The sequence below is a fragment of the Halosolutus sp. DAT137 genome (assembly GCF_059736405.1).
On the sequence record NZ_JCAQID010000011.1, the window covers coordinates 153,106 to 177,632 of the forward strand.

Sequence of the window (24,527 nt, forward strand, 5' to 3'; positions counted from 1 at the left end):
GAGCCGATTTACAAGTAGTAGTCTTCACGTTCGAGCACGTCAGCGAAGGCAACGGTTTCTCTGACATCCGTGAGTTCGATCGTCACCCGTTCACCCTTCTCCGTATCGGGGACGATGATCACATATCCTCGTTCGACGCGAGCGATTCCATCACCCTGCTCTCCGATACCTTCGATATCTACAGTACGGGTTTCGCCGTCCTCAACAGGTGACTCTGGATTGCTTACCTCTCGTCTCTGTGGATTGTCCTCATTGACTTCAGAAAGATAACCACCCTCTGATTTAGAGTTGAACGGGAATTATCAAATAGCCTAATACTAAGTGTATCGCCTGTCCACTATCCTCCATGGCGAGTAGACGTGGGCTTTTGGTCGCTCTGGGTGGAATATTTGTTGGCGGGGGAGCGGTAATCGGATCGGGTGCGTTTTCGTCCATCGAAGCACAGCGTCAGGTTACGGTTGAGACTACTGGTGACGCTGATGCCTTGCTTGCTCTTGAACCGGAAAGTGAGTATACCGAACAAAACGATGCCGGCTTGCTCGAAATCGACTTCACATCTGGGGGTGATCGCGGATTTAACCATAATGCGTCCACTTGGGTGAGGGAACTGTTTTCCATTACGAATAATGGGACGCAAGTGACGGAAATTCAATTTGACATGAATGCAAATCAGATCGACGATGCTGTTCCTGGTGAGCAGGATCAAGATTTTAATGACCCATCAGACGAAGATTTCGGTATCTTTCCAGGAAGTGAAGAAGATGATAACCTAGGTAGTATCTGGCTAATATTTGGAAATGAAGACGATTTCATCGGATTGGAACCAGACGACCACAGACTTGGGCCTGAGGACAAAACGAATGTTCAATTCTTTTATTATGAAAATGGTTATGTGAGGGATGTTGACAACTTTGATCTTACCATCAAAGCCACTGCTGTTGACGACTGAGTATACGTCGGGATTCTCTCGCCGTTTAGAGAGGATCAACTAACATCTTGCCCCCAATTTTTCCTCACTGTAAGTTCGGTCGGAGGTATCATCAATACCGACCAACGAGTCCTCTCGGCACTGTCTAGTTTAGCACCTCCGCTGGCGTCTGTCCGTTGAGTGACTGGTGTGGTCGCTGTGTGTTGTAATAGTGTACGAACTGTTCAAGCCATTCTCTGACGCTCGCCCGACTGCCGACCCACGAATTATGGAAGCGGTCGATCCGCATTTTGAGCGTGTGAAACCACTTTTCGATGTGGTTTCGATCAACGTAATCGAGGTGACCGCTCAATCCCAATCGGGAGAGGGCAGTCAGATAGCCAGCACCATCGACGAGAAACTCAGCGTCGGAGAGATCGTGTTTCTCGGTGAGTCCATGCAGAAACGCAGCAGCTGGATCGGTCCCTCGCCGTCCAAAGAGAGCGACGGCGAGAATGAGTTTCGTGTCGAGGTCTATTGCAGCGTACATCCAAGATCGGTCGCCGTTAATCCTGACAACGGTTTCATCTACCGCGACCCGCGACGGCTTCGCCGTCGGCGGGTCTGGCACGCTGTCAGCCAGCCGATGTACCCAGTGCCAGATTGCTTGATGAGAGCGTTCAACGCCGAGTGAGCGAAGAATCGCTTGTGTCTCTCGAAGCGAACAACCAGTCGCGTGGAGCTGGACGGCGAACACCCTGACGGGCGTCGCCGTCCGCTCACGCTCCCAACATTCATCAAATTCCGCCGCGTACCTCTCGCTGAGCAGGTCTGCGAGCATTGATCCAAACTAACTCTACGACCTGCTCGTCCCTCAAACTGCGCTAACTAGACGGTGCCGTCCTCTCACTGTTGTCAACTTAGTTGATCAACTTGTGCAGATAGATACTCTTAGAAGGCTGTGACTGTCTCGGTAGAGACAGCTGATGCCCCGAAATCACTCCGATACCCGTGTTATAGTTCCTCACTCTCTAAGAACTCCAATCCCCGTTCAAGTTGCTCTCGAAGCGCAGCTTCGTCCCCTCGCTGCAGATGGGGTGTGACAGCTTCGAGGTCGACCTCTTCTGCGACCGCCAGGACGTCTCGAAAATCTGTTTCGCGGCCGCTGTGGAGCTTTGCCGCCACAAGGATCGCCCCATCAATAACTCTGGCCGTCGTCGCTACCGTGCCACCGCTTACCATCTGTTACTGGCTGTGGTCGTACAGGTAATCAAACGACCACTGCGCCTCGGTCTGGCGACAACCGAGTCCATTCACCAGCAGATCGAAGCCGATCGGTTGCTGAGGCGTGAGTCGCTTCTCATACTCGATCACTTCGGTGTCGTGAACCACCTCAGGGTCAAGCCCCGAGACTTCCCGTGGTTTAGTCAGACACTCCCACTCGACCATCGGCCTGATAGCAGGCGGTCCTATCCCGGAGAAACCGCCGATTTCGACTCGTATTTTCCGAGAGTTCGTTGTTGTGACTGACTACGGATAGAGGCTGCTCGGTCCGACCGAGATGATCGGTCAGAACGCCGTACCTAAGTGGAAACGCTCAAAAACGCCGCTACTGGCGGCGTTTCTTCACTCCCTTTCTCTCTGTCTCGCCCAGATCGTCGTCGCGTCGGAATCCATGTCGTCCGATCAACCGCCTTTGCTCGGCCGTCCGCGTTGGATCGGCAACTACTGTTTACGGCGAGGAGGATGTCACATACCCACACCCTCCGCAGTATTCACGTCCGTCTCGTCGCCGTCTCCGCCGCTCGAGTCGCCGAAATGTGCCACCCCCGGTTCGACACGGCAAACTCTTTCATAGTGGGGTACCTCGACTGCTACTATGTCTCGTGGCGTACATACGACGGACGCAACAATTATCGACTTCTGCGCGCACATCCATCCGGACGACCCGCCGGAGACCGAGTTCTTCAATCAATTCATGGATGATGACATTGGCGAGCCGGTCTATCGCGACCTTGATACGTACGTTCGTCACTACGAGGAGGCTGGACTCGACGGTGCCGTCCTCTCACAACCGTACTATATGGGTCACGAAGACGTCGATCGAACGCGACACGCGAACGACGTCCTCCTCGAGGGGATCGACGGGCGCGAGAATTACTACGGACTGGCGTCGATTCCGACGGCTGCGGGCGGCGAAGCCGCCGCCGCGGAGTTCGAGCGCTGTCTCGAAGCAGGCTATCACGGTGGTGCCCTCGAGACGCGTACGGACGGGATCGAGCCACATCACGAGGAAGTCGAGCCCATTTTCGACGTCGCGGAAGAGCACGACGCACCGATTCTGGTGCACCCGAAGCTCAACGATTCGCTCTCTCCCGACGCACTCGACGACACGTGGCTGCTGAACGCGACGTTCGGTCGCGAAGTCGCACTCGCCGCGAGTATTACGAAAGTTGTCCACACGGGCGTCCTCGATCGTCATCCGGACCTGAACCTGGTTTACCACCACAACGGTGGCAACATCGCAGCGATGCTCGGTCGGGCTCAACTCATGCTCGAGAAGTTCCCACCGCAGAAGTGGGCCGACCGCAAAGGCGAGACACTCGGCGGCCAGGTCAAAGACTTCGAGTCATTCCAGGCCCAGCTCGAGGACCGGATCTACATCGATACGGCGGGGTTCTACGCCTATCACAACGTTCTCAGGAGCGCACTCATGCAGTTCCCAACGTCGCAACTGCTCTTCGGGACCGACTTCCCCTTCGAGGCCCGGACGCCGAAGGACTTCGAGGACTATATCACGCTGATCGAACGGGAGACGGGAACGCCGGACTCCGAGCGGATCCTCGGTGGCAACGCGCTCGATCTGCTGGCCAACGTCGACTGAGATCAGTTCGGTAGTCGGAGACGCTCTCCTCCGCGTCTAGATCACGCACGCCGTTTTGGAAGGAGCGCGGAGATGGCCATGGCGACGGCAGTCAGGCCTGCCAGCAGGTAGAACGCTTCGTCGGGGAGAGTATCGATAATATACGGGTTCATCACCGACGGCCCCGCGATTTGGGTGGATGTCACGACGATCAACAGTGTCAGTGGGAACACTCCCCAAAAAACGGAAGGAGGCCGATAGAGGGTGCCGCGACGAACACGATGAGGAGTATGACCGGTCGGGTTCCGTACCAGTCGGTTGCGCTGCCGCCGAGCAATTGAAATCCCGCCCCGACGGGGAGCAGTAGCGCAAAGAGTCCGTTGGCCGTCCCCTGATCCAGCGTCTTTTGCTCGATGAGACACGTCGGCAGGAACGATGTCAGAGCCTGGAACGTAAACAGTAGTACAGTCATCCCGAGAAACGCCGCCACGGTCGCCCGATCACTAGCCGCCAGCCAGCGATATCGGTGAGTGAACCCCCGACAAACGGAAGCGTCGCAGATCCGACGCACCCCGCAGCGAGCGCGATGCCGAACGCTCGGCCGGGATTTGGCTCGAAGAACCGCGAGAGAGCGGTGCCACGAGACGTGCCAAAAAGGCCGGTCGCGAGTCCGAACGAGCCACGCGCCACGAGGAAGACGCCGAAAACGGGCGCAACGCTGATAAGACCGAGACTAACACCTGCCAAGGCGAGACTCAAGCTCAACAGGACCCGCTCACCAAGCAGGTCGACGAGCAATCCGGCCAGGTGTTGCATAATTCCGTACTCGACCCAGACGACGGTGATCCCGAACCCTGCGGTCGTATCACTGATCTCGAACGTTCCCCTGATCTGGGGTAAGATCGCAGGCAACAGAAACCGGGTTCCCAAGGTGATGAACCAGCCAAACGCGATCAGCGCTAAGATTCCCTTTTGGCTGTCTTTGTGGGGCTGGCTGACTATCCCTATCAAATAGCTCACTGCGCCCACCTTGTTAGCCGTTGGTAAGAAGCAACGTCATTGGTCTGTAGCTAAGCCTCAGCAGTCGGTTGGATGGTAGTAGCGAGCTGTTCTTGGAGGATCGGTCGTTGCTTGTGAATCTTTTGAGCGTCATTGATCAGTCGCTGTAGAAGTGGCGGCGGGAGTAGGCGAGGTACTCACTCAGTTCACGGAGGATGAGCTGGGCGTGCGACCGGAAGGTCGCCGCCCAGCGTTCCGGTGGGAACACGACCCTATCATCAGCATGCTCGATGACCAGACCAAGCAAATTACGACTCACGATCAGGGACAACAACGCCAGAATCTCTACGATGTGCTTCTTCATCGTATCGAACTCATCCAGCTCGTGCTGCGTTTTGAGTTCCCGGAACAGCAACTCCACCTCCCACCGGCACCGGTAGATCGTCGCTAAATCAGCCGGGCGAAACTCCTCCCGAGAGAGGTTCGTGACCGCATACACCGTCCCAGACGAGGACGCGGCCGGTTACCTCAACTTCGGGGTGACGACCGATGACGGCGAGCGTCAACTCGTCACGTACGAAGATCGCGTCTGGGCAGGATATTACCAAAACGTGACGCTCGTCGACGAAGGAGTCAACACACAGACGTTCGTCGTCGAACCCGGAGAAACTAAACACGATTTCGTTGACGGGTGGTCATCGGAAGATGTAACGGTGTATGTTAGTGGGCGTGGGTCCCAACGAAAACACGTCACATCTCGAACCATCAGTTGCGGGAGCCGTCGCCAGTCATACTCGTTTACTCTTCAGGAATCCGGAACTGGGGGATCATACACCTGTGCTGGTGGGTTCTGGTGGTTACTCCGGTGAAGATAGAGAACAGTTCAGTCTTTCTCAGACAATTTCGTTGACAACCGATCGAGGCGCTCCTATGCAGACTCTTTGCGAGACTGTGTGACTTCAGGAAGGTATCCGGCTTCGCAGAGTTCACTTGCTTCGACAGCGATCTCGAGAACTGCCCCTTCGTGCTGAGCCGCTGGTGGCAGCGTCGTTGCGGCGACATCGAGTTGGTCGACGGTCTCGTCGTCCTCTTCGAGCAAGAGCACCGCTGTTTGCCGTCGACGATCCGATCGATCGTCGCGGTGTACGTTTCGGTCATTGGCCGGTTAGTGGTGTTATAACCACGTCAATCGAGTGAGTGAGCGACGTTTGTGTGTCGTCATCAGCTGGATTTCGCTCGAGGAGACCTGCAGCATCGGTCGAGAATTCGTATTCCGTCTCGAGTTCGACATCGCTCCCGTTCGCCCGTCGGTTCCTTCTTGAGCGTGACCTGCTTGAGTGCGGCGTCGTCAGGAATCTGTCGGTGGAGTTGGATTGGAATGTCCGCGAGTTTCGAGAGTGACAGTACAGTCTGACCACCCTTCTTGTCGAGCTTGAAGCCAGACTGATTGTACGTGAAACTGTGGAACTCGCGCGGTGGTTTCCACTTGAGCACCCCGACGCCGTAGCCGCTCTGCATGAGTGCAGAAAGGCTACTGAGATTGTTGAACAGCCGCTCGACGACGGTTTGGAGAACCTTCGAGTACACGTCCGAGAGACCGTCCCACCACTGCTTGAGGTCGGGAACTTCCGACCGAAGTGTGGTCATGGACGGCAGTTCGCCGTGGTTCTGTCGGTACTCATTGAGTCGGTAACCGATACTGGCCTCTCTTTTTTGTTGGTGTCCGACCGCCAACTGTCCACTCGAAACCAAATTAGACGCTATCGCTCTCTCATTGCTAGCGCTGCACATGAACTGTATAATCTAGCTATAGAGAAGAAATACGATACTATTTAATCACCTACAGCCAAGTTCTACAGAAATTGTCCCGACATGGATAAATGATCGCCTTCTGGTTCATCTTAGAACAGTGATTTGGCTAAAATTTGAGTAAACATCAACAATTTGTACTGCCAACTATCTCGTCCGATATATCTGTTAACATTACAATCTAGATAAATATCAAAAATCCTATTTGACGGCTGTCGTAGCATTACTCGACAGACGTATTTTCAGTTCCCAGGATTATACTCTCTGTTCATCCGATCGCACGAGAGCTATGTATCGGTGTGTGAACAGATTTGATTGTTACTCTATATTATCTCGTTATTTTTTTGCGATCGCCTCTATCTCGACACCAATATCGATCGGCAGTTCGACTACCTGAACGGCACTGCGAGCGGGATACGGGTCGCTGAAATACTCCTGATAAACTTCGTTGATCGAGTCGTAGTCCTCCATATCAGTCACAAACACAGTTGTCTTAATTGTATCATCGAGACAACTACCACCCGCTTCGAGAATTGCCTCGATGTTTTCCAGTGTTTGGCGCGTTTGTGCTCGAATATCTTCGGAGACAATCTCGCCAGTGGATGGGTCTACAGGTCCCTGACCAGAGACGAAAATGCGTCCCTCGTCGACGATTGCCTGCGAAAAGGGACCGATACTAGCCGGTGCGGCATCAGTTTCAATTTCGTTCATTCGACGGTACGAGACTATTGACTCCGTAGAAATAATTTCACCGGTTGGATCGGACATGCGAAATCAGACTTGGTGGTACGGTATATTTCGAGCGGGTCCTTTTCAAGAGAGTAATAATTGTGTTCAGTCCGTCTAGTAACCTGTCTAAGACCGTACGGACGAGCGAATAGGCGTTTCAGCCACTTCCAAGTAGATTTGGAATTTCCGAACGACTTGCCTGTAGTCCAAGTCCATCGTATTTCTCCGCCAGGAAATTACACACGTACCGGTGTAAGATACTAGGTGTGATTTCAGGTGTGTTGAAAAGTACCTTCGTCGAAGGGTCAGTCTAGGGGAACAGTTATTACGAATCAGCATAGAGCATTGACAACGAAAACCATGCCCCAAAACGAAGGAAATACCGTCAAAACGACGGCCCGATCCCTGGACATTATCGAAACGTTGCGGCAATTCAACGGGGCGCGACTCACTGAAATTGCCGATGCCGTCGGGTTGCCAGCCAGTACGGTCCACAATCATATTTCGACGCTTCGGAAACGTGGGTACGTCGTCAAGCAAGGTCATCAGTATCACGTCGGACTGCGATTCTTGGACATCGGAGACTACGCGCGTCGGACTCGTGAAGCGTACTTGCCGGCACAGGACGAACTGGACCAGCTCGCTTCGGAGACCGGTCAGACGGCATTTCTTCTTACCGAAGAGAATGGCGTCGGAGTCGTGCTCTATGTTTCGTCCGACGATGGGGCGGTACCGGTCGACCTCCGTCCAGGAAAGCGGATTCCGCTTCATACTTCCGGCGTCGGCCAGGCGTACATGGCGTACCTTTCCGACGGGGAAATCGACGAGATCGTCGATCGGTTTGGTCTGCCTGAACGAACCGATTCCACCATCTCCGATCCAGGCGAGTTGCATACGGTTCTTGCAGAGGTTCGCGAACGCGGTCTCGCAATCGATGCTGGTGGCCGTTTAGCCGGTGTCACGAGCATTGGAACAGCAGTCAAAAACGAGAGCGGGAAAGCCGTCGCCGCTATCGGGATCGCTGGTGCTAGCGGTAGCATCGACCAGATGGATACAGCTTCTCAGCAGGTGAAAAGTACTGCGAATATCATTGATCTTCGAATCGCTCATTCCTGAACTGCGTTTCAACTCTATCGAACTGAGTTTGAAGTAGCTTTCCGACGTGGTGTATCTGGTCCGACAAAAGGATTGATATAGAACGCCACGAGCATTGGCAGTATGACAATCACGGACCTAGAAGCGATCCCGGTACGGATGGGTGTCGCCCCCCTCGAAGACGAACTCGGATTGGCACCGTACGTCAGCAACCACGATCAGGTCGAATCCGTAGATCGGGTTCTCGTTCGTCTGGAAACAGACGAGGGAATTCTCGGCTGGGGTGAGATGTTGGTAGCGCTCAAATCGGCCAAGGTCACGAAAACGGTAATCGAGGACGTTATTGCGCCGGAACTAGTCGGGGAGCCGATCGAGAACGCACACGCGGTCCTCGAGGAGTTCTATTATCCCTACGTTCGGATTGACCCCTTTTTGGGTGCGGTTGATACCGCAGTATGGGACGTTCTCGGAAAGAAGAACGATGCGTCGATATCGGAGCTACTCGGCGGGAGGGGAACTGACGAGGTCGACGTTGCGTTTTGCCTGGGGATTCTTTCGCCCGAGGAATCTGCAGTTCACGCCCAGCAAGCTGCTGACGCGGGGTTCACTGCGTTGAAAACGAAAGCAGGGCCGGACTGGAACGTAGATGTTGAGCGGTTGGCAGCGATGCACGATGCTGTTGACGGCGAACTCGACTTTCGTCTCGATCCGAATCAAGGGTGGACGATGACCGAGGCCGTCCGTGCGCTTACTAGGTTAGAAAACCGTGGAATTCTCCTAGAGTACATCGAACAACCAATCCGGACGGAAACCTTCGGAAGTTACGCATCGCTCCGTTCCCGGACACGTACGCCGGTCGGCGTAAACGAAGACACGTACTTCAACGGCAACCTTCGACAACTGTTGAAGGCGGATGCCATCGACGCTGCCGTCATCGATCTCGTTCCCGCTGGCGGTCTCTCGGCGGCGCGAGGGCAAGCTGCAGAAGCTGAAGCAGCGGGTGTGTCGGTCTCGCACCACTGTGGGTTCGACCTCGGAATTAAGACCGCTGCGATGCTTCATCTCGTTGGGTCCACCGCTGCGATCGATCTGGCACCCGATTCCGTGTATTACGGATGGGAGGATTACGTGCTCGTGGATCCCTTCGAGGTTCAGAACGGGGCGTACCCGGTTCCCACTGGCCCCGGCCTGGGGATCACGGTCGATGAGTCCAAAGTCGAAGAATACCGTCTTGACGCATGAACGGAGGACAGATGATGCATAAGACACGAGCACGCAACAACGGAGATCGTAGATGAAGTGTGTCTGGGCGTACCCATGGGCACTTCAGGAGAAGGGGCTGGAAAAAACCTGCCAGGAGTTAGTAGACGCTGGCGTCGACCGGATCAACGTCGCCGCCCAGTATCACTCGATTAGGACGCTCAACCCACGATCGGAATCGAATCCTTTTACGGATGTTCCCGGAGGGTGCTTCTTCCGACCGAAGAAAGACCATCTCTTCGACTCCAGCATCGACCCTCCGGTATGTGAGGTGGCCGGACTATCCGACCCGCTCCGTGAGGTAATTGACGTAGCAACCGCTGTAGACTTGGACGTGTCCGCGTGGACCGTGTGCCTGCACAGCTCTCGATTGGCGAATGAAAACCCCGAGTACCGACCCGTCGGCCCCTTCGGAACGGAACACGAACACGGTCTCTGTCCCAGCCATCCGGCTGTTCGGACGTACCTAGCAGAGGTCGTCCGGGTGCTCGCCGACTACGGTGTGAGTCGAATCGACCTCGAATCGATCGGCTATCCAACAGCACTTCACCCTCACGGAGAGTCGTTCGGTCACCTGAAGAACTTCGCTGCGAGTGACGATCTGAGTCAGGTCTTGCTCTCACAGTGTTTCTGTGATGCGTGTCAGGAACGAGCTGACTTCGATCTCGAGCCAACAGCAGAGCTGGTTCGGGACCTCCTTTCGCGGTCCTTGAATAGTGTGACCGGTGCTTCTGATACTTCTCTCGTCGACGTTGTAGACGAATATCAGAATCTGCATGATTTGTTCGCGTTCAGGCAGGCGACAATCACTGACCTCGTTTCAGACCTCGAAGCGAGCAGTGGCCGAGTCCCACTGAACTATTACGTCGCGGACGGGTTGGGGAGAGGGGTTGACGATGGACGATGGGCCGGGGTTCGACTCGAGCGACTCGCGCCCCACTTAGACTCGGTTACGGCGCTGTATTATTCGGACGATCCAACCGTCACGGACGGGCGAGTTCAGCGGATCCGTGAGCGGACGGGAATACGAACCGAAGCGGGAGTTACGGTGGATCCTACCCGCTGGAACGATCAGTCGAGGTGGATGCGTGCAATCGATTCGTTGCTCGATGAGAACCCAGCTGCCGTCCACGTGTACAATCACTCGCTGATGACCGACGAGCACATCGAGTGGCTTCGGAGCGTAGAATTGTAATAGTAGAAGCGTTTATTTACAATGCTCATAGACTAATTTAGTAGAATGGTTACCTTAGGGGTCGAAGCGTTCCTCGATACGGATCGTGGCCGGGAGGAACCAACAGTCGGGCTCGTCACCAATCCGTCCGGAGTTACGGCTGATCTCGAATCGACTATTGATTTGCTGAACGCGAGCGACGTCGTCCAACTCGAAGCGCTGTTCGGACCAACTCACGGTATCCGTGGCAACGAACATTCTCAGGATGCGATCACAGAGCACATCGACGAGAAAACGGGACTCCCGGTGTACGACCTGACAGCACAAGGACACGGCCGAAATGGAGGGCCGAACGGAACGACAGTCGAGCAGATAGCGGAGCTCGATCGATTGATTTACGATATACAAGAGGTCGGTACACGATTCTCGACGTTCGCCCGAATCCTCGGGCACGTCCTCACTCAGGCGGCGAAGGCTGATACCCCCGTTACCGTGCTCGATCGACCCAATCCTATCGCCCCGCTCGGTCCTGCAGGTACGCTCGCTCAGCAACCGACGGGAACCCCCCTCCCGATACTCCACGGTATGACAGTGGGCGAACTCGGACGCTACTTTGCGAGTGAAATGGATCTGGATGTGGATCTCACGATAATTGAGATGGCTGATTGGTCTCGCAATCGGTGGTTTGACGACTTCGAGTTGACCTGGGTCCCGCCGTCTCCGAACATGCCGTCTTTGATGACCGCGCTGGTTTATCCTGGGACGTGTCTCTTCGAGGCGACGCCCCTCTCAGAAGGACGCGGAACAACGAACCCCTTCGAGTTGGTTGGTGCACCCTGGATCGGTGCGACGACCTTCGCAGCGATGCTAAACGACATGAATCCGCCCGGCGTGAAGTTTCGGCCCGCACATTTCACCCCTATGTTCTCGAAGCACGAGCGATCAGACGTGGAAGGCGTGCAAGTTCACGTACTTGATCGTGAAGTGTTCGATCCGCTTAGAGTCGGCGTTACCATGGTTCTCACCGCGTTTTACGAATACGCCGAGTGTACATGGGTCCAGATCGATGGCGAATACCTGATCGACGACCTCACTGGCGGGCCCGAATTACGGATTGCCACGCAAGATGTCAGAAACGGGGCTAACCTTCGTGTCGCGATCGATCGCATTGTCGAGGCATGGAACGACGAGGGAAATCGATTCTTCGAGTCGAATTCTGAGTATCTCTTGTACGAATAAATTGGTTGCTCGCAATCCCGATCGGAGATACCCATTCAGTCCATTATCCCCGATAGTTTTATAATGGTACAATCGAGTTCAGTATTCGAAGTATGCAAAGCGATAGCAATGACATTGGCGTCGATAGGCGTAGCACTCTGCGCGCTATCTCTGGGGTCGCTCTCGGAGCTGCACTTGCTGGGTGTAGCGAGGGTGACGCGGAACCCCAGGAGGGTATTGGTGGGAACGGAAACGGGGATGGGCAGGTCCTTACTGTAACATTCCCTGACGATCCCGAAAACTTCGACCCGCATCTGACGACGATTAACAGAGCCCAGCGTGTGCTAGAAAACGTCGTCGAGGGCCTCTTTCGGCTCAACGCTGACCTCGAGCCGGAACCGCTGCTCGCCACGGACTACGAGATCAGCGACGACGAAACCGAGTACACGATCTCGCTCAAGGAGGGTGTCCAGTTCCACGAGCCGATCGGCGGCGAAATGACGGCTACCGACGTGGTGTACACGTTCGAGCGCGTGATGGATCCGGACGTTGGCTCGCCGCGTGCGGCGAACTTCACCCGGGTCGAAAACGTCGAGGCTGTCGACGAGTACACAGTTCGATTCGAACTCGACGAGCCGTTCGCACCGATGTTGACTGCCTTCGCGGAGTCCGTAGAGATTATCCCCGAGGGAGCAGCTGAAGAGGTGGACCTACAGGAACACCCGATCGGGACGGGTCCCTTCTCGTTCGTGGACTGGACGATTAATCAGGGTGTCGAGATCGAAGCGTTCGACGACTATCACGTCGATGGCGTGCCGAATCTGGAGGATGTGGAATTCGATATCGTCCCCGAGCCGGCAGCCCGATTGACGGCACTCGAGGTGGGCGACACGCACGTTTTGGAGAGCGTTCCGTACCAGGATATCGAAAGCCTCTCCGAAAACAGCGAAACGGACGTAGCGACGGAGACTGGCCTGTTCAATCAGGGCTACTGGTTCAACGGCGATGAGGAACCGTTCGACGACGCGCGTGTCCGACGTGCCGTAAGCCACGCGATCAGCAGGGAAGACATCGTTCAAGGCGTCCTCTTCGGACACGGCGAACCGGTTCATTATCCGATCCCGCCAGCGAGCGAATGGGTGAATACGATCGATCCCGGTCCAACTCCGGATCAGGACCTAGACCAGGCTCGCGAGTTGCTCGATGAGGCGGGAGTCGATCCAAACAGTGTCGAAACGTCGATCAAGGTATCGCGAACTCCGGGACCCGGTGCAGACGCTGCGACACTGATCCAGGGACACCTCTCCGACCTCGGATTCGATGTCGAAGTTGTCGAACTCGACTTTTCGACCTGGCTTGACGAGGTCTGGGTCAACAACGACTACGAAATGGCGATCGGGTCCTGGAGCGGACGCGTAGATCCGGACGGATGGTACTACAGACAGTACCACTCCGAAGGACCGTGGAACCACTGGGCTTACGAAAACGATCGCGTCGACGAACTCCTCGAAGAAGGACGTTCGGAGACCGATCCGGATGCCAGAGCGGATATTTACGGTGAGATCGAAGAGATCGTTCAAGAGGAGGTTCCGATGACATACCTTTACTTCGACAACGAAGCCGTCGCGCACCGTACCGAGGTTGAGGGGTACGAATTGGAAGTCGCGAACCTCACGAGTTTCCACAACGTCTCGCTAAACAGCTAACATCCTGGGAAATGAAACGCTACATCGTCAAGAGAATCGCCCAGTACGTTCCCGTCCTATTCGGCGTGACACTGATTGCGTTTCTGCTGATCAATGTGGCCGGCGGTGACCCTGTCCGGACGATGCTGGGGACGGAGGCCACGGAGGAACAGGTCCAGATGGTCCGTGAGGATCTCGGTCTCGACCAGCCGCTGTACGTTCGATACTTCAATTGGCTGGGAGACGTCTTGACTGGGGATCTCGGGACATCGATAATGTACGGACAACCCGTTAGCGATCTCATCGTCCAGACGCTTCCAGTGACTCTCTGGCTGGCCGGCGGCGCTCTCTTAGTGTCCATTTTTATCGGTATCCCGGCTGGCATTATCTCCGCCACCCACCGAAACACGAAGTTCGATTCCGGGGCGACTGTAGTCGCGTACTCGGGGATCGCAATCCCGAATTTCTTCCTTGGAATTCTCCTCATTTTGGTGTTCGCGGAGTACCTTCGGGTACTGCCGGCTTCCGGGTTCGTTTCCCCTCTAGCACACCCCATCGAAGGGGTCCGATACCTGATTCTTCCGTGGATCGCACTCGGGACCGCACAGGCAGCGATCGTAATGCGGTATATGCGCTCGAGTTTACTCGAAGTGATGGATCAACAGTACGTCGAGGTCGCGAGGGCCAAGGGACTCGTTCCTGCACTGATCAACAACAAGCACTCGATCATGAACGCACTCATTCCCACGGTGACGATTATCGGAATCAACCTGGGCTACTTGCTCGGCGGCTCGATCGTCATCGAAGAGATTTTCGCACTCCCGGGGTTCGGGCGACTCGCCCTGAACGGCGTTCTGAATCGAGACTTCCTGATCTTACAGGGTGTCCTGTTAGTTACAGCGTTCCTGTTCACGACGGTTAATTTCGTCGTCGATATCCTGTACACCTATCTCGATCCGAGGATTCGTTATGAGTGATGCACAATCAACTGCCGACGTCGACAACGAACTGCAGGAGGGATCGAGCCAGCAGTCGTTCCTCGAGGTATTCGTCCGAACGATCCGGAACGATCGACTCGCACTTCTCGGAACGGCTGGACTCGGGTTCACGCTCTTTTTCGCGGTATTTGGGCCGCTCGTAATTCCGCACGATCCGACGGCGACAAACCTGGACATCATGAACCAGGCGCCATCGTTGGTCCATCCCTTCGGAACCGATCGATACGGTCGTGACATTCTCGCTCGGGTGGCACTCGGTGCTCGCACATCGCTTACCGTCGCGTTCGTCGGCGTCGCCGTGGCGGCCGGAATCGGCGTGACGCTCGGTGCGATCGCCGGGTACTACGAGGGCGTGCTCGGAGAGGGGATCATGCGGTTTGCGGACACGATCTTCTCGTTCCCAGCACTGCTGCTCGCGCTGGCGATGGTCGCTATCCTTGGTCAGAACTGGTACAACGTGATCATCGCAGTTGGTGTGGTCTACTGGCCGATCTTTGCCAGGGTCACACGCGGGAGCGTTCTCTCGGTCAAGGACGAGGAGTTCGTTCAGGCCGCTCGATCGATCGGGGAGTCTGACTTCCGGATCATCGGGTGGGAGATCCTCCCGAACGTCACGGCACCGATAATCGTTCAGGGAACGATTAGCATGGCCGTCGCGATCCTGCTGGAGAGCGCCCTTTCGTTCCTCGGGCTCGGTGTTCCTCCGCCGGAGCCGTCATGGGGTCGCATGCTGGCGGACAGCCGTCAGTTCATGACGCACGCGCCGTGGTGGACGATAGCTCCGGGTCTCGCGATCATGTTCACCGTCCTGAACCTCAATTTCATGGGCGATGCACTTCGTGACGCCCTCGACCCACACCAGGAAGAAGAAATGGAGGCTACCCGATGACGCAAGATCGAAACTTCGACAAGACGGGAACCGGTACAGACCAAAACCGCTCGGAAGACACACAGGCGCTACTGGACATCACGGATCTCTCTGTGAATTTTCCCACTCAAGAGGGACTCGTCGAAGCGGTAACCAACGTATCGCTGTCGATCGAACCCGGCGAGACCGTCGGTCTCGTGGGGGAAAGTGGCAGCGGTAAGTCGGTGACTGCGTCGTCGATTCTAGGGTTACTGGAGGACTCGGCCCAGATCGATGGAACGATCGAGTTCGACGGTGAAGAGATGTTGAAAAAGACCGAGGACGAGATCCGTGAAATTCGCGGGAACAGGATCTCGATGATCTTCCAGGAGACTGGGTCGTCGCTGAATCCCGTCCTCACAGTTGGGGACCAAATCTCCGAGACGATCCGAACTCACCGGTCGATTCCGGGCGAGGGTATCAGTCGGCTCGAGAAGTCCGTGCTCGGCAACCTGATCCGCTCGAAATCCCATCCGACAAAGTACGAGAACTCGTGGGACAAGACGGTCGAATTGTTCGAACGGGTCGGAATCCCCGCCCCCGAAAAACGCGCGCTGGAATATCCTCACGAGTACTCCGGCGGCATGAAGCAACGAGCGATGATCGCGATGGCGATCAGTTGCCAGCCCGACCTGTTGATCGCGGACGAACCGACGACAGCGCTCGACGTGACCATCGAAGCGCAAATTCTAGACCTGATCAACGAAGTTCAAGACGAGTTCAACACGGCGGTTCTGTTCATTACGCACGATATGGGCGTCGTGAACGAAATCTGTGACCGCGTTGCCGTCATGTACGCCGGCAGGATCGTCGAGCAAACGCTGACGGACGAACTGTTCGATCACCCGAAACACCCCTACACGCAAGCGCTACTGGACAGCATTCCCAGCCTCGACGGAAGAGAGACCCTCAATCCGCTGGCGGGACAGGTACCCGACCCAACCGCCAAACCGTCTGGTTGCCCGTTCGCCCCGCGGTGTCCGTCGGCGACGGCCTGTTGCGATACAGAGTTTCCACTCCTGTACCCGGTAACCGAATCGGATGAACCGCTCCCCGTTCGCGACGGTGGGGCCGACGGAGCCGCGCCGTCACCGCGCCGAGATGAACTGACCGGACACGACGTTCACTGCGTCCTCTACGGTAGCGGCGATAGCTTGGCACCGCATCGGTCTACGGCCGATCGGACCCGGCCTGAGGCGACTGGGGGTGAGTTATGAACGCGAACCACGAACACGACGTGGGTGTCGCTGACGGAGCAGCCAGCGATGCGGAGCCGCTGCTGGAAGTCTCCGAACTCGAGAAGTACTTCCCCGTGAACGAGGGGTTGTTTGCCTCGCTAGTCGGGGAAACACGGTACGTCAAAGCAGTCGATGGCGTCTCACTGACGCTCACCGAGAGAGAAACGTTCGGTCTCGTGGGTGAAAGCGGATGCGGCAAATCGACGCTCGCGCGGACGTTGCTTCGACTGGAAGACCCGACCGGCGGGTCGATTACCTATCGCGGGCACGACCTGACCGAGCTGTCGAACCGCGCGTTGCGCCCCTTCCGTTCTGAGATCCAGTTCATCCATCAGGATCCCTCTTCTTCACTGAACCCGCGCAAGCGGATTGGGAAAATCCTTCGACGACCGCTCCAACTTCACCGCGACCTCGACGAGGACGCACAAGACGCGGAGATCCGATCACTGCTCGATCGCGTCGGCCTCGATCCAGGGATGCGCCATCGGTACCCACACGAGCTCTCTGGCGGCCAAAAGCAACGCGTGGAGATCGCACGGGCGATCAGCGTCAACCCAACGTTCATCGTCGCCGACGAACCCACGAGCGCACTGGATGTCACGGTCCAAGCGCAGATCTTGGAACTCATCACCGAGATTCAGGATGAATACGACCTAACGCTCGTATTTATCTCGCACGACCTGCGAACGATCCGGTATATCACGGATCGCGTAGGCGTAATGTATCTCGGCGAGATGGTCGAGGTCGCACCGACCGAGACGATCTTCGAGGATCCGAAACACCCGTACACGCAGTCACTCCTGTCTGCGGTTCCGGAAATCGGTGAAGCCGGAAGTGAAAAAATCCGACTGGAGGGACAGCCACCGGACCCGATAAATCCTCCCTCTGGATGCCGGTTTCATACTCGATGTCCGCTCGCCCAGGAAGCGTGTGCGGCGGTCAAACCCGAGCCTGCCGTCGAATCACCCGAGCATCAGTATCTGTGTCATTTCACCAATCCCGATACGCGATCTGGAACGGTCGGGGGGGTGACGGGGGTGGCTCCGGATCAGCTCCGCGGCACCGTTCCGGAGGATCCGGATGACTGACACGGAATCGTTTCGTCGAACGACCGCCCTACGCTCTCGTCTCGAGACCGGTATCGATCAGGGGCTGTTTGACGGTGCTGTCGTGGTCGTCGGATCGACCGACGGTGTCGATACACACCTCGATACGGGTCAACGAAACTTCGCTGGCGATCCGGTTACGCCGGACACAAAATTCGATGTCGCATCACTTACGAAGGTGGTTGCGACGACGACGATCGCCCTGCGCCTCGTTGAAACTGGGAAACTGACACTCTCGTCAACGGTGGGTTCACATATCGACGAACTCCACGATACACAACGAGGTGCAATCCCGCTACGGTCCCTGCTGACGCACACGTCCGGACTCCCTCCATACAAGGCCTTTCCGTTCGGCTGGGAATCCAAATCGGCTGTGCTCCAGTCGCTGTTCGAGAGCCCGCTATCGGTACTCTCAAAACCGGACGAGTGGTACGTCTACAGCGACCTAAACTTCGTTTTCCTCGCAGAGGTACTCCGCCGAGTAACCGGTGAGAGCCTTGCAACGCTCTTCGAGACGCACGTGACCGATCCGCTCGGACTTGGGGACACGGCGATCGGACCGATTCCAGCTGAGAACGTGGCTGCGACGCGTGATCGTCGCTGGAAAGATCGGGTTCTTAGGGGGGAGATACACGATTATCTCGGCCGAGCGATGGACGGCGAAGCCGGAAACGCCGGCGTCTTCTCTACCGGTCGGGATCTAGCGACCGTCGCACAGATGTTGTTGCGCCGAGGCATCCACGAGGGGGGACGATTCCTCTCACCGGACATGGTCGATCAGCTTCGCACGGATGCGATCGATTCTATCGACACGCCACAGGGACTCGGCTGGAAACTCGGACAAAAAGACATTCCCGGAACCGCGTGGTCACCGAGCGCGTTCGGTCACACCGGGTTTACGGGTACCTCGATGTGGATCGATCCAGATCGCGATCAGTTCGTCGTCCTGCTCACGAACCACGTTCTGACGACGGACCCCGACGGATCGCTGCAGTCGTTTCGTCAGCAGGTTCACGACATCGCCGCCGCAACAACAAAGCGGGCAAACGACTCATGAACGTGACCGTCCGTCCGTACAAGCGGGACGACCTCGCTACGGTCGACACCATCCTGTCGACGACGACCCCGTGGACGGAGTATGAATCTCCGTTCCGCCTCGACGCTGCGACCGTCGCAGACGAGGATCTGCTCGCCGTCGCGACCGTTGACGAGGTTGTAACGGGCTTCACGTGGGCCGTTCCGAACGGCGCGTTCGACCGATCCGGCTATATCAAACTCATCGGCGTCGCGGAAAATGCACAGGGGAAGGGAATCGGAACGACATTGTTGGACCACGCCGAGCGCTACCTCTCGTCGGAGACCGCAAGCGACGACCTGTTTCTTCTCGTATCTGACTTTAACGAAGCAGCACAGGAGTTCTATCGCCGTCACGGCTACGATCGAGTTGGAGTACTCGAAAACTACGTGGAGAGCGGTATTGACGAATACGTGTTCAGAAAACAAACTTATGACCAGTAATCCAGAGCAGTCGACTACGCAACCGAATAGCCCAGATGAATACCACCAGACGAGTGTGTCGTCTGATACGCGCTCTCGATCCGGTCGGTCATCCGTACGAACGGATGGCGGCAACGCGAGGTACGCCGTCGGGATCATGTCAGGAACCTCTCTCGACGGCATCGACGCTGCCTGCTGTTCAGTGACGGAGACAGGAACGAACGAAGAGTACCCATACGAAGTTGCCGTTGAATCCTTCGTCTCCGAGAGCTACCCGACGGACCTCAGAACGCGATTGGTCGAACTGTGTGACGAAGAGACGGGGACCGTCGACGAGGCGTGTCGGTTGAATATCGGCCTCGGGACGCTCCTTGCGGATGTCGCAACAGCTGCGATGGACGAAGCTGGAGTCGACCCCGAAGACGTCGACGTAATCGGGAGTCACGGTCAGACGATCTGGCACATCGGTGTCCAAGAAGAACTCCCGGGTGTCGACCACCCCTGCCGATCGACGCTTCAAATCGCGGACGGAAGCGTCATCGCCCGCGAGACGGGAGTAATAACTGTTTCCGACTTCCGGACGGCTGATATCGCGGCTGGTGGTCACGGTGCCCCGTTGGCACCGTACTTGGACGCAACAGTATTCAGCGACGGGGAAAAACATCGGTCATTGCAGAACATCGGTGGCATCGGAAACTGTACGCTCTTGCCACCATCGCCGGGCCGCAGTGATGTGCGTGCGTTCGATACCGGCCCGGGAAACATGGTCATCGACGCCGTCGTCGAAATCCTCACAGATGGTGAGCAAACGTACGACATCGACGGAGAGATCGCCGCACAGGGAACGCCAGATGAATCCGTAATCGACCAATTTCTGAACGAATCCTATTTCGAAGCGTCGCCCCCAAAAACGACTGGACGTGAAGACTTCGGTCACGAATACGCACGACGGTTCATCGAGGCTGGACGTGAGCATGGACTTGACGACGCAGACCTCGTAGCGACGGCGACGGCGTTCACGGCCGCGACAATAGCTGACGCGTACGATCGCTTTGCCGATCCGTACCCGGACGAAGTGTTTGTCTCGGGCGGCGGTGCGTACAATCCCACGCTCCTGACGATGCTATCCGACCGCGTAGCGTGTGATGTCGATCGACTCTCGTCGCTTGGGTTCGACCCGGATTCGAAGGAGGCTGCGTTGTTCGCGCTTATGGGCATCGCCCGTCTGGACGGTCGACCGAACAACGTCCCCGGCGCGACGGGGGCGGAGGAGCCGGTCGTAATGGGGAAGGTGAGCCTCCCATGACGAACCGTTCGATCGACGAGTCCCCCGGCGTCACCGTCCCCGAGACGTCGGCGTGGGAAACAGCCTCTCGGCCAGAACTCGTGGTGTTTGATTTCGATGGCACCCTCGTAGACCAGCGTGGCGGCTGGCTCCTCCTCCAGGAGCTATTCGGAACGCGCGACCAAGGGAAGGTACTGACCGAGCAATTCCGCGAGGGCGAACGGACGTTCCCGGAATGGTGTGCGGAGAACGCGGCCTTACTGGCCGATCGCGGCGTCACTGAAGCCCACATTCGCCGTGCTGCGGCGGCCGTGAAACTCACCCGAGGTGCGGGGGCCTTGCTCGAGACGATCGAGAACGCTAACGTTCCGTTCGGGACGGTTAGTGCCGGAGTGACCAACCTACAGGACGTGCTAACGGAGTTCGGCCCCGAATTTACCTTCGGAAACGAGATTCAGTTCGATGATTCGGGGACGATCACGGGTGTCGATGCCGGAGTCGGCCCGGATGATAAAGACGACGTACTCGAACGAGTCTGCCGAGATCGCGGGATTACGACGGACGACGTGTTTTACGTCGGTGACTCGCACACGGATGAAGAGGCGTTCGAGGTCGCGGGAACGTCGGTGTTATTCGACCCAGATGACCGGATCGACGACGGCGTGTATGAAGTAGTTGATGTGGTAATTGACACACGTGATCTCCAGTTGGTCGAAAATCTGTTCGCCACCATCATCCGCTAGCGAGTACGGTTACCGGTTTCGCGCGTGAATCTCTCGGAAGAGGTCCGCGATTTCTTCTGTGAGGAACGCAAAGAGGATATCACCCTTTTCTGCGGAGGCTCGCTTCGGTGCACCGATCGCACCCGACTCCGAGTAGTCCTCGAACGGCCGGTAGACTCCGAGTGGTCCCGGCTTGATGAGGTCTTCGTCACCGAGGTCGTACGGTTCGTCGAACGGCTCCGCGTCCATCGCGTCCCGGTCAACGAGAGCCGTGTCCAGGTGGAGCATGAGCGACGTTTCGAACTCTCCACCGTGGGCCATTCCACCGAGATCACTGTCACGAATCTCCTCGACGACATCGGTCGCGAGGTCGAAGTAGGTAAATCCGAGCACCTGATTGTCCGGATACGCATGTCCGACCTCGCTGACGACGGCACCGACGAGCGCCCGATTCCCGCCGTGGCCGTTGACGAGGACGACGGCGTCGAATCCGTTTGCGAGTCCGGCCTCTACAATGCTCCGGGTGTGAGTGAGAAGGTGACCGAACGCGGCCGTGAGCGTCCCACCGAGCGATCGGTGATGGGGCGAGTAGCCACACCAAATCGGCGGCGTTACGAGCACCGGGAGATCTTCCTCAACGGCGTCAGCACTTGCCATAGAGACAGCCGTTGCAAGCATCGTATCGGTCCCGACGGGGAGGTGGTATCCATGTTGTTCGATGCTACCGACGGGAACAACCAGAACGGACCCTTCCTGGGAGCCGATCGCACGAATTTTGTTTGCTGGAGTTGCAGCCCACGCTACAGACCGATAGCTGTCGTCGAAGCCGAGCATATCAGGAACTCACGGAGGAACCTCATAATTCATTCGACGTGACCGGCCGACAGGGAAACGTACTTGATGAACCCGCGGTAACGATTTACAGTACATGGACAACCGGGTACTCAAGGGTCAAACAGCTATCGTTACCGGTGGGGCGAACGGAATTGGACGGGAGATCGCATCCACGCTCGCCCGAGAGGGGGCCGCAGTCGTGGTTGCCGATGTCGACGCGGAAAACGCGGCCGAAACCGTATCCCGGATCGAGGATGCTGGTGGAGAAGCACTCTTCGTAGAGACCGATGTGACCGAGACGACATCCGTTCGTTCGATGACCGGCGAGACGGTTGAGGAATTCGGGACGGTAGACATCCTCGTAAATAATGCCGGCGGCGCGCTCGACGACGATATCGCCCACACCGTAGACCAAGACTCCTGGGAGACGATCATCGATCTGAACCTGACCGGGCCATACACCTGCACACGCGAAGTGTTGCCGGTGATGATCGAATCGGGCGGCGGGTCCATCGTGTTCGTTTCCTCAGCAAACGCGCTCACCGGTATCGGCCTCCCCGCATACTCAGCGGCAAAAAATGGGATACACGCCTTTTCGCGTCTAATTGCCACGCAGTACGGTCGGTACGGAGTTCGATCGAACGCCGTCTGTCCAGGAACGATCATCACCGAATCCCGACGTGAACAACGCGCCGCGGACTGGGACGAAGACTTCCACGAACAACTGCTCGACCAGTATCCATTGCAAGAGTTTGGGACACCCGATGATGTCGCGAATGCAATTCTCTACCTGACCAGTGACCTCGGCCGGTTCGTAACCGGAACCGAAATCGTGGTTGACGGCGGGTTAACGTGCGGACTAGATCAAACCTTCCAGCGGACGCTCTACGACATAGACCGACTCGAGTGAGCGTGATACGCTCGTAACCGATTTTAGCGACTCGCCAAAATGAGATTGTCGCTCTCTTTACCGCTGTAACACAAGCCACGAAGCAATGACCACGCAAATACTGAGGACGACGAGAAATCCACTGTACGCCGCCACGTAGCCCGATTGACTGCTCACGAATCCGACGTACGAGGGACCAAAGCTTCCGAACCCCATATACACCGTTCCGACGACGCCGTAGTCTCCCCCCTTCTTTTCATCCGGAAACGTAGTCATGAGGTGGGACGTCATCGGAGGCCAAAACCCGGTCAGGCCTACGGCGAGAAACAGTACTCCGGTCACGGCTTCGGCGACCGAGGTGGTAAACAGGAGCAGTGTCAAGCCGACGAAGGCGCTACCGATCGCGGTGACGACGGTAGGGAGCGGACCGACACGGTCGCCACAGTATCCCGAAATCGGGGTCGCCAGCACCCCAATAATGAACACCCCTGCGTACGCGGCGCTGCTTGTACTGCGAGTAAGTTCTTGAACGCTCTCGAGGAAAAGTGGTAAGAAGCTGACAGTACCATTCCAGACGAACATGAATAGCCCGGCAAGGAGAACGGCGAAACGGAGATTTGGAGCCTGAACAACCCGTCGAAAGGTCGGAAGAACGGTGAGTTGGGGCCTTTCTATACTGTACTCCTCCGGGCTCCAATAATTATACAATAGCGCGACACACACGAGACCGATTAGGATTGGAGCGAACGCATACCGCCACGTTGCAATCGTGATTGCGACGACTGCAAAACCGGAAGCGAACACGCCAGCTAGACTAACGGCCGCATCGTTCAGCCCGAACGCACGACCTCGTTTCTGCGTGAAGACGTCTGAGAGTTGTGCAAAACCTGCCGGGACGTACATTCCGAGTCCAATCCCTACGAAGGACACTCCGAACAAGAACGTCACGTATCTCGTTGCGGTCGCGAGGATACAGTAGCCGACGATTAGCGAGAAGAAACTGAGAACGATGGCTGTTTTCCGAGAGAGGTCATCGGAGAGACGACCGCCCGGATATCGAAACACCGCTGTAAGCAAGGCGAGTAAGCTCAGTCCGAAACCTGCCTGAATCTCCGAAATTGAGAGCGTTACGATGATTTCCGAGAGCAATGGCGGGAGGATAAGATATCCGAGCTGACCACAAAGCGTCCCAAGAGTGATTACAAGCAGAATCCGTCCAGAGTATCCACTCGCAAGTTTCTCGTCTGCAGTCTGTTGTGCTGTCGCTGAGCTCACTACTGTACGATTATCGATTTTGTACTTTAGCCTTTAG

Annotated in this window: 23 protein-coding genes and 5 pseudogenes; 17 read left to right on the plus strand and 11 right to left on the minus strand. The window is 56.6% G+C overall.

What is annotated here, in order from left to right:
- Positions 1-8: 8 nt before the first annotated feature.
- Positions 9-218: pseudogene (locus AC6I6L_RS17925) on the minus strand (TRAM domain-containing protein); the annotation flags it as partial.
- Positions 219-346: 128 nt separating this feature from the next.
- Between AC6I6L_RS17925 and AC6I6L_RS17930 the strand changes: the two are divergent.
- Positions 347-949 (plus strand): hypothetical protein, encoded by a 603-nt coding sequence (locus AC6I6L_RS17930; RefSeq protein ID WP_497919128.1) that lies wholly within the window; start codon positions 347-349, stop codon positions 947-949.
- Positions 950-1,073: 124 nt separating this feature from the next.
- Here the strand turns inward: AC6I6L_RS17930 and AC6I6L_RS17935 are convergent, their stop codons facing one another.
- Together AC6I6L_RS17935 and AC6I6L_RS17940 are read right to left on the minus strand one after the other, a co-directional pair.
- Positions 1,074-1,748, minus strand: a complete 675-nt coding sequence (locus AC6I6L_RS17935) for an IS6 family transposase (RefSeq protein ID WP_497919129.1) — start codon at positions 1,746-1,748, stop codon at positions 1,074-1,076.
- 110 nt (positions 1,749-1,858) lie between these two features.
- Positions 1,859-2,293 (minus strand): annotated as a pseudogene (locus AC6I6L_RS17940) (hypothetical protein); the annotation flags it as partial.
- A gap of 493 nt (positions 2,294-2,786) precedes the next feature.
- Here AC6I6L_RS17940 and AC6I6L_RS17945 point away from each other — a divergent pair.
- A complete protein-coding gene (locus tag AC6I6L_RS17945; RefSeq protein ID WP_497919130.1) occupies positions 2,787-3,791 on the plus strand; it encodes an amidohydrolase family protein in 1,005 nt (334 codons plus the stop codon).
- 199 nt (positions 3,792-3,990) lie between these two features.
- Here the strand turns inward: AC6I6L_RS17945 and AC6I6L_RS17950 are convergent, their stop codons facing one another.
- The 3 genes and pseudogenes from AC6I6L_RS17950 to AC6I6L_RS17960 form a co-directional block, all read right to left on the minus strand.
- A complete protein-coding gene (locus AC6I6L_RS17950; protein ID WP_497919131.1) occupies positions 3,991-4,242 on the minus strand; it encodes a hypothetical protein in 252 nt (83 codons plus the stop codon).
- On the minus strand, positions 4,239-4,790 hold the full coding sequence (locus AC6I6L_RS17955) for an MFS transporter (RefSeq protein ID WP_497919132.1): 552 nt from the start codon (positions 4,788-4,790) through the stop codon (positions 4,239-4,241). The genes AC6I6L_RS17950 and AC6I6L_RS17955 overlap by 4 nt, the downstream gene beginning before the upstream one ends.
- Positions 4,791-4,840: 50 nt before the next feature.
- Positions 4,841-5,259 (minus strand): annotated as a pseudogene (locus AC6I6L_RS17960) (transposase); the annotation flags it as partial.
- On the opposite strand from AC6I6L_RS17960, the gene AC6I6L_RS17965 reads away from it, so the two are divergent.
- Positions 5,255-5,638, plus strand: coding sequence for a hypothetical protein (locus AC6I6L_RS17965; RefSeq protein WP_497919133.1), 384 nt, complete (start codon positions 5,255-5,257; stop codon positions 5,636-5,638). The pseudogene AC6I6L_RS17960 and the gene AC6I6L_RS17965 sit on opposite strands and share 5 nt — an antisense overlap.
- Positions 5,639-5,697: 59 nt before the next feature.
- Here the strand turns inward: AC6I6L_RS17965 and AC6I6L_RS17970 are convergent.
- From AC6I6L_RS17970 to AC6I6L_RS17980, 3 genes and pseudogenes are all read right to left on the minus strand, one after another.
- Positions 5,698-5,927, minus strand: a pseudogene (locus tag AC6I6L_RS17970) (DUF3006 domain-containing protein).
- A 141-nt stretch (positions 5,928-6,068) separates the two neighbouring features.
- Positions 6,069-6,461 (minus strand): annotated as a pseudogene (locus tag AC6I6L_RS17975) (RNA-guided endonuclease TnpB family protein); the annotation flags it as partial.
- 453 nt (positions 6,462-6,914) lie between these two features.
- Positions 6,915-7,289: a Rid family detoxifying hydrolase gene (locus AC6I6L_RS17980; protein WP_497919134.1), complete on the minus strand. Its 375-nt coding sequence runs from the start codon at positions 7,287-7,289 to the stop codon at positions 6,915-6,917.
- 363 nt (positions 7,290-7,652) lie between these two features.
- Between AC6I6L_RS17980 and AC6I6L_RS17985 the strand changes: the two genes are divergently transcribed.
- From AC6I6L_RS17985 to AC6I6L_RS18045, 13 genes are all read left to right on the plus strand, one after another.
- Positions 7,653-8,423 carry an IclR family transcriptional regulator gene (locus tag AC6I6L_RS17985; RefSeq protein WP_497919135.1) on the plus strand — a complete coding sequence of 257 codons (771 nt, stop codon included), beginning with the start codon at positions 7,653-7,655 and terminating at the stop codon, positions 8,421-8,423.
- A gap of 102 nt (positions 8,424-8,525) precedes the next feature.
- On the plus strand, positions 8,526-9,644 hold the full coding sequence (locus tag AC6I6L_RS17990) for a mandelate racemase/muconate lactonizing enzyme family protein (RefSeq protein WP_497919136.1): 1,119 nt from the start codon (positions 8,526-8,528) through the stop codon (positions 9,642-9,644).
- Between the two features lie 52 nt (positions 9,645-9,696).
- Entirely contained in the window at positions 9,697-10,857 is a 1,161-nt protein-coding gene (locus tag AC6I6L_RS17995; RefSeq protein ID WP_497919137.1) for a hypothetical protein, read from the plus strand.
- A gap of 45 nt (positions 10,858-10,902) precedes the next feature.
- Positions 10,903-12,075 carry an exo-beta-N-acetylmuramidase NamZ family protein gene (locus AC6I6L_RS18000; RefSeq protein ID WP_497919138.1) on the plus strand — a complete coding sequence of 391 codons (1,173 nt, stop codon included), beginning with the start codon at positions 10,903-10,905 and terminating at the stop codon, positions 12,073-12,075.
- A gap of 320 nt (positions 12,076-12,395) precedes the next feature.
- Positions 12,396-13,760 (plus strand): ABC transporter substrate-binding protein, encoded by a 1,365-nt coding sequence (locus AC6I6L_RS18005; protein WP_497919139.1) that lies wholly within the window; start codon positions 12,396-12,398, stop codon positions 13,758-13,760.
- 11 nt (positions 13,761-13,771) lie between these two features.
- Complete coding sequence (locus tag AC6I6L_RS18010) at positions 13,772-14,716, plus strand: ABC transporter permease (RefSeq protein ID WP_497919140.1); 945 nt, start codon at positions 13,772-13,774, stop codon at positions 14,714-14,716.
- Complete coding sequence (locus AC6I6L_RS18015; protein ID WP_497919141.1) at positions 14,709-15,626, plus strand: ABC transporter permease; 918 nt, start codon at positions 14,709-14,711, stop codon at positions 15,624-15,626. Before AC6I6L_RS18010 ends, AC6I6L_RS18015 begins: the two co-directional genes overlap by 8 nt.
- On the plus strand, positions 15,623-16,861 hold the full coding sequence (locus AC6I6L_RS18020) for an ABC transporter ATP-binding protein (RefSeq protein ID WP_497919142.1): 1,239 nt from the start codon (positions 15,623-15,625) through the stop codon (positions 16,859-16,861). The genes AC6I6L_RS18015 and AC6I6L_RS18020 overlap by 4 nt, the downstream gene beginning before the upstream one ends.
- On the plus strand, positions 16,858-17,970 hold the full coding sequence (locus AC6I6L_RS18025) for an ABC transporter ATP-binding protein (protein WP_497919143.1): 1,113 nt from the start codon (positions 16,858-16,860) through the stop codon (positions 17,968-17,970). Before AC6I6L_RS18020 ends, AC6I6L_RS18025 begins: the two co-directional genes overlap by 4 nt.
- Positions 17,963-19,045 (plus strand): serine hydrolase domain-containing protein, encoded by a 1,083-nt coding sequence (locus tag AC6I6L_RS18030; RefSeq protein WP_497919144.1) that lies wholly within the window; start codon positions 17,963-17,965, stop codon positions 19,043-19,045. The genes AC6I6L_RS18025 and AC6I6L_RS18030 overlap by 8 nt, the downstream gene beginning before the upstream one ends.
- Positions 19,042-19,506 carry a GNAT family N-acetyltransferase gene (locus AC6I6L_RS18035; protein WP_497919145.1) on the plus strand — a complete coding sequence of 155 codons (465 nt, stop codon included), beginning with the start codon at positions 19,042-19,044 and terminating at the stop codon, positions 19,504-19,506. The genes AC6I6L_RS18030 and AC6I6L_RS18035 overlap by 4 nt, the downstream gene beginning before the upstream one ends.
- Positions 19,507-19,561: 55 nt before the next feature.
- Entirely contained in the window at positions 19,562-20,791 is a 1,230-nt protein-coding gene (locus AC6I6L_RS18040) for an anhydro-N-acetylmuramic acid kinase (RefSeq protein ID WP_497919146.1), read from the plus strand.
- Positions 20,788-21,513 (plus strand): HAD family hydrolase, encoded by a 726-nt coding sequence (locus AC6I6L_RS18045; RefSeq protein ID WP_497919147.1) that lies wholly within the window; start codon positions 20,788-20,790, stop codon positions 21,511-21,513. Before AC6I6L_RS18040 ends, AC6I6L_RS18045 begins: the two co-directional genes overlap by 4 nt.
- Before the next feature lie 9 nt (positions 21,514-21,522).
- On the opposite strand, the gene AC6I6L_RS18050 is transcribed toward AC6I6L_RS18045, so the two are convergent.
- The gene (locus AC6I6L_RS18050) at positions 21,523-22,326 is read right to left on the minus strand and encodes a creatininase family protein (RefSeq protein ID WP_497919148.1); all 804 of its coding nucleotides are present in this window, start codon (positions 22,324-22,326) and stop codon (positions 21,523-21,525) included.
- Positions 22,327-22,420: 94 nt separating this feature from the next.
- Between AC6I6L_RS18050 and AC6I6L_RS18055 the strand changes: the two genes are divergently transcribed.
- Complete coding sequence (locus tag AC6I6L_RS18055) at positions 22,421-23,236, plus strand: SDR family NAD(P)-dependent oxidoreductase (protein WP_497919149.1); 816 nt, start codon at positions 22,421-22,423, stop codon at positions 23,234-23,236.
- Between the two features lie 57 nt (positions 23,237-23,293).
- On the opposite strand, the gene AC6I6L_RS18060 is transcribed toward AC6I6L_RS18055, so the two are convergent.
- Positions 23,294-24,490: an MFS transporter gene (locus tag AC6I6L_RS18060; RefSeq protein ID WP_497919150.1), complete on the minus strand. Its 1,197-nt coding sequence runs from the start codon at positions 24,488-24,490 to the stop codon at positions 23,294-23,296.
- Positions 24,491-24,527: the final 37 nt, after the last annotated feature.

Bases quoted from the DNA above. Each gene is read 5' to 3' on its own strand.
- AC6I6L_RS17945 (WP_497919130.1), top strand. From the start codon at position 2,787: ATGTCTCGTGGCGTACATACGACGGACGCAACAATTATCGACTTCTGC.
- AC6I6L_RS17990 (WP_497919136.1), top strand. From the start codon at position 8,526: ATGACAATCACGGACCTAGAAGCGATCCCGGTACGGATGGGTGTCGCC.
- AC6I6L_RS17935 (WP_497919129.1), bottom strand. From the start codon at position 1,748: ATGCTCGCAGACCTGCTCAGCGAGAGGTACGCGGCGGAATTTGATGAA.
- AC6I6L_RS18045 (WP_497919147.1), top strand. From the start codon at position 20,788: ATGACGAACCGTTCGATCGACGAGTCCCCCGGCGTCACCGTCCCCGAG.
- AC6I6L_RS17950 (WP_497919131.1), bottom strand. From the start codon at position 4,242: ATGACTGTACTACTGTTTACGTTCCAGGCTCTGACATCGTTCCTGCCG.
- AC6I6L_RS18015 (WP_497919141.1), top strand. From the start codon at position 14,709: ATGAGTGATGCACAATCAACTGCCGACGTCGACAACGAACTGCAGGAG.
- AC6I6L_RS18000 (WP_497919138.1), top strand. From the start codon at position 10,903: ATGGTTACCTTAGGGGTCGAAGCGTTCCTCGATACGGATCGTGGCCGG.
- AC6I6L_RS18055 (WP_497919149.1), top strand. From the start codon at position 22,421: ATGGACAACCGGGTACTCAAGGGTCAAACAGCTATCGTTACCGGTGGG.
- AC6I6L_RS18030 (WP_497919144.1), top strand. From the start codon at position 17,963: ATGACTGACACGGAATCGTTTCGTCGAACGACCGCCCTACGCTCTCGT.
- AC6I6L_RS17930 (WP_497919128.1), top strand. From the start codon at position 347: ATGGCGAGTAGACGTGGGCTTTTGGTCGCTCTGGGTGGAATATTTGTT.
- AC6I6L_RS18010 (WP_497919140.1), top strand. From the start codon at position 13,772: ATGAAACGCTACATCGTCAAGAGAATCGCCCAGTACGTTCCCGTCCTA.
- AC6I6L_RS18050 (WP_497919148.1), bottom strand. From the start codon at position 22,326: ATGCTCGGCTTCGACGACAGCTATCGGTCTGTAGCGTGGGCTGCAACT.
- AC6I6L_RS17995 (WP_497919137.1), top strand. From the start codon at position 9,697: ATGAAGTGTGTCTGGGCGTACCCATGGGCACTTCAGGAGAAGGGGCTG.
- AC6I6L_RS18035 (WP_497919145.1), top strand. From the start codon at position 19,042: ATGAACGTGACCGTCCGTCCGTACAAGCGGGACGACCTCGCTACGGTC.
- AC6I6L_RS18020 (WP_497919142.1), top strand. From the start codon at position 15,623: ATGACGCAAGATCGAAACTTCGACAAGACGGGAACCGGTACAGACCAA.
- AC6I6L_RS17980 (WP_497919134.1), bottom strand. From the start codon at position 7,289: ATGAACGAAATTGAAACTGATGCCGCACCGGCTAGTATCGGTCCCTTT.
- AC6I6L_RS18025 (WP_497919143.1), top strand. From the start codon at position 16,858: ATGAACGCGAACCACGAACACGACGTGGGTGTCGCTGACGGAGCAGCC.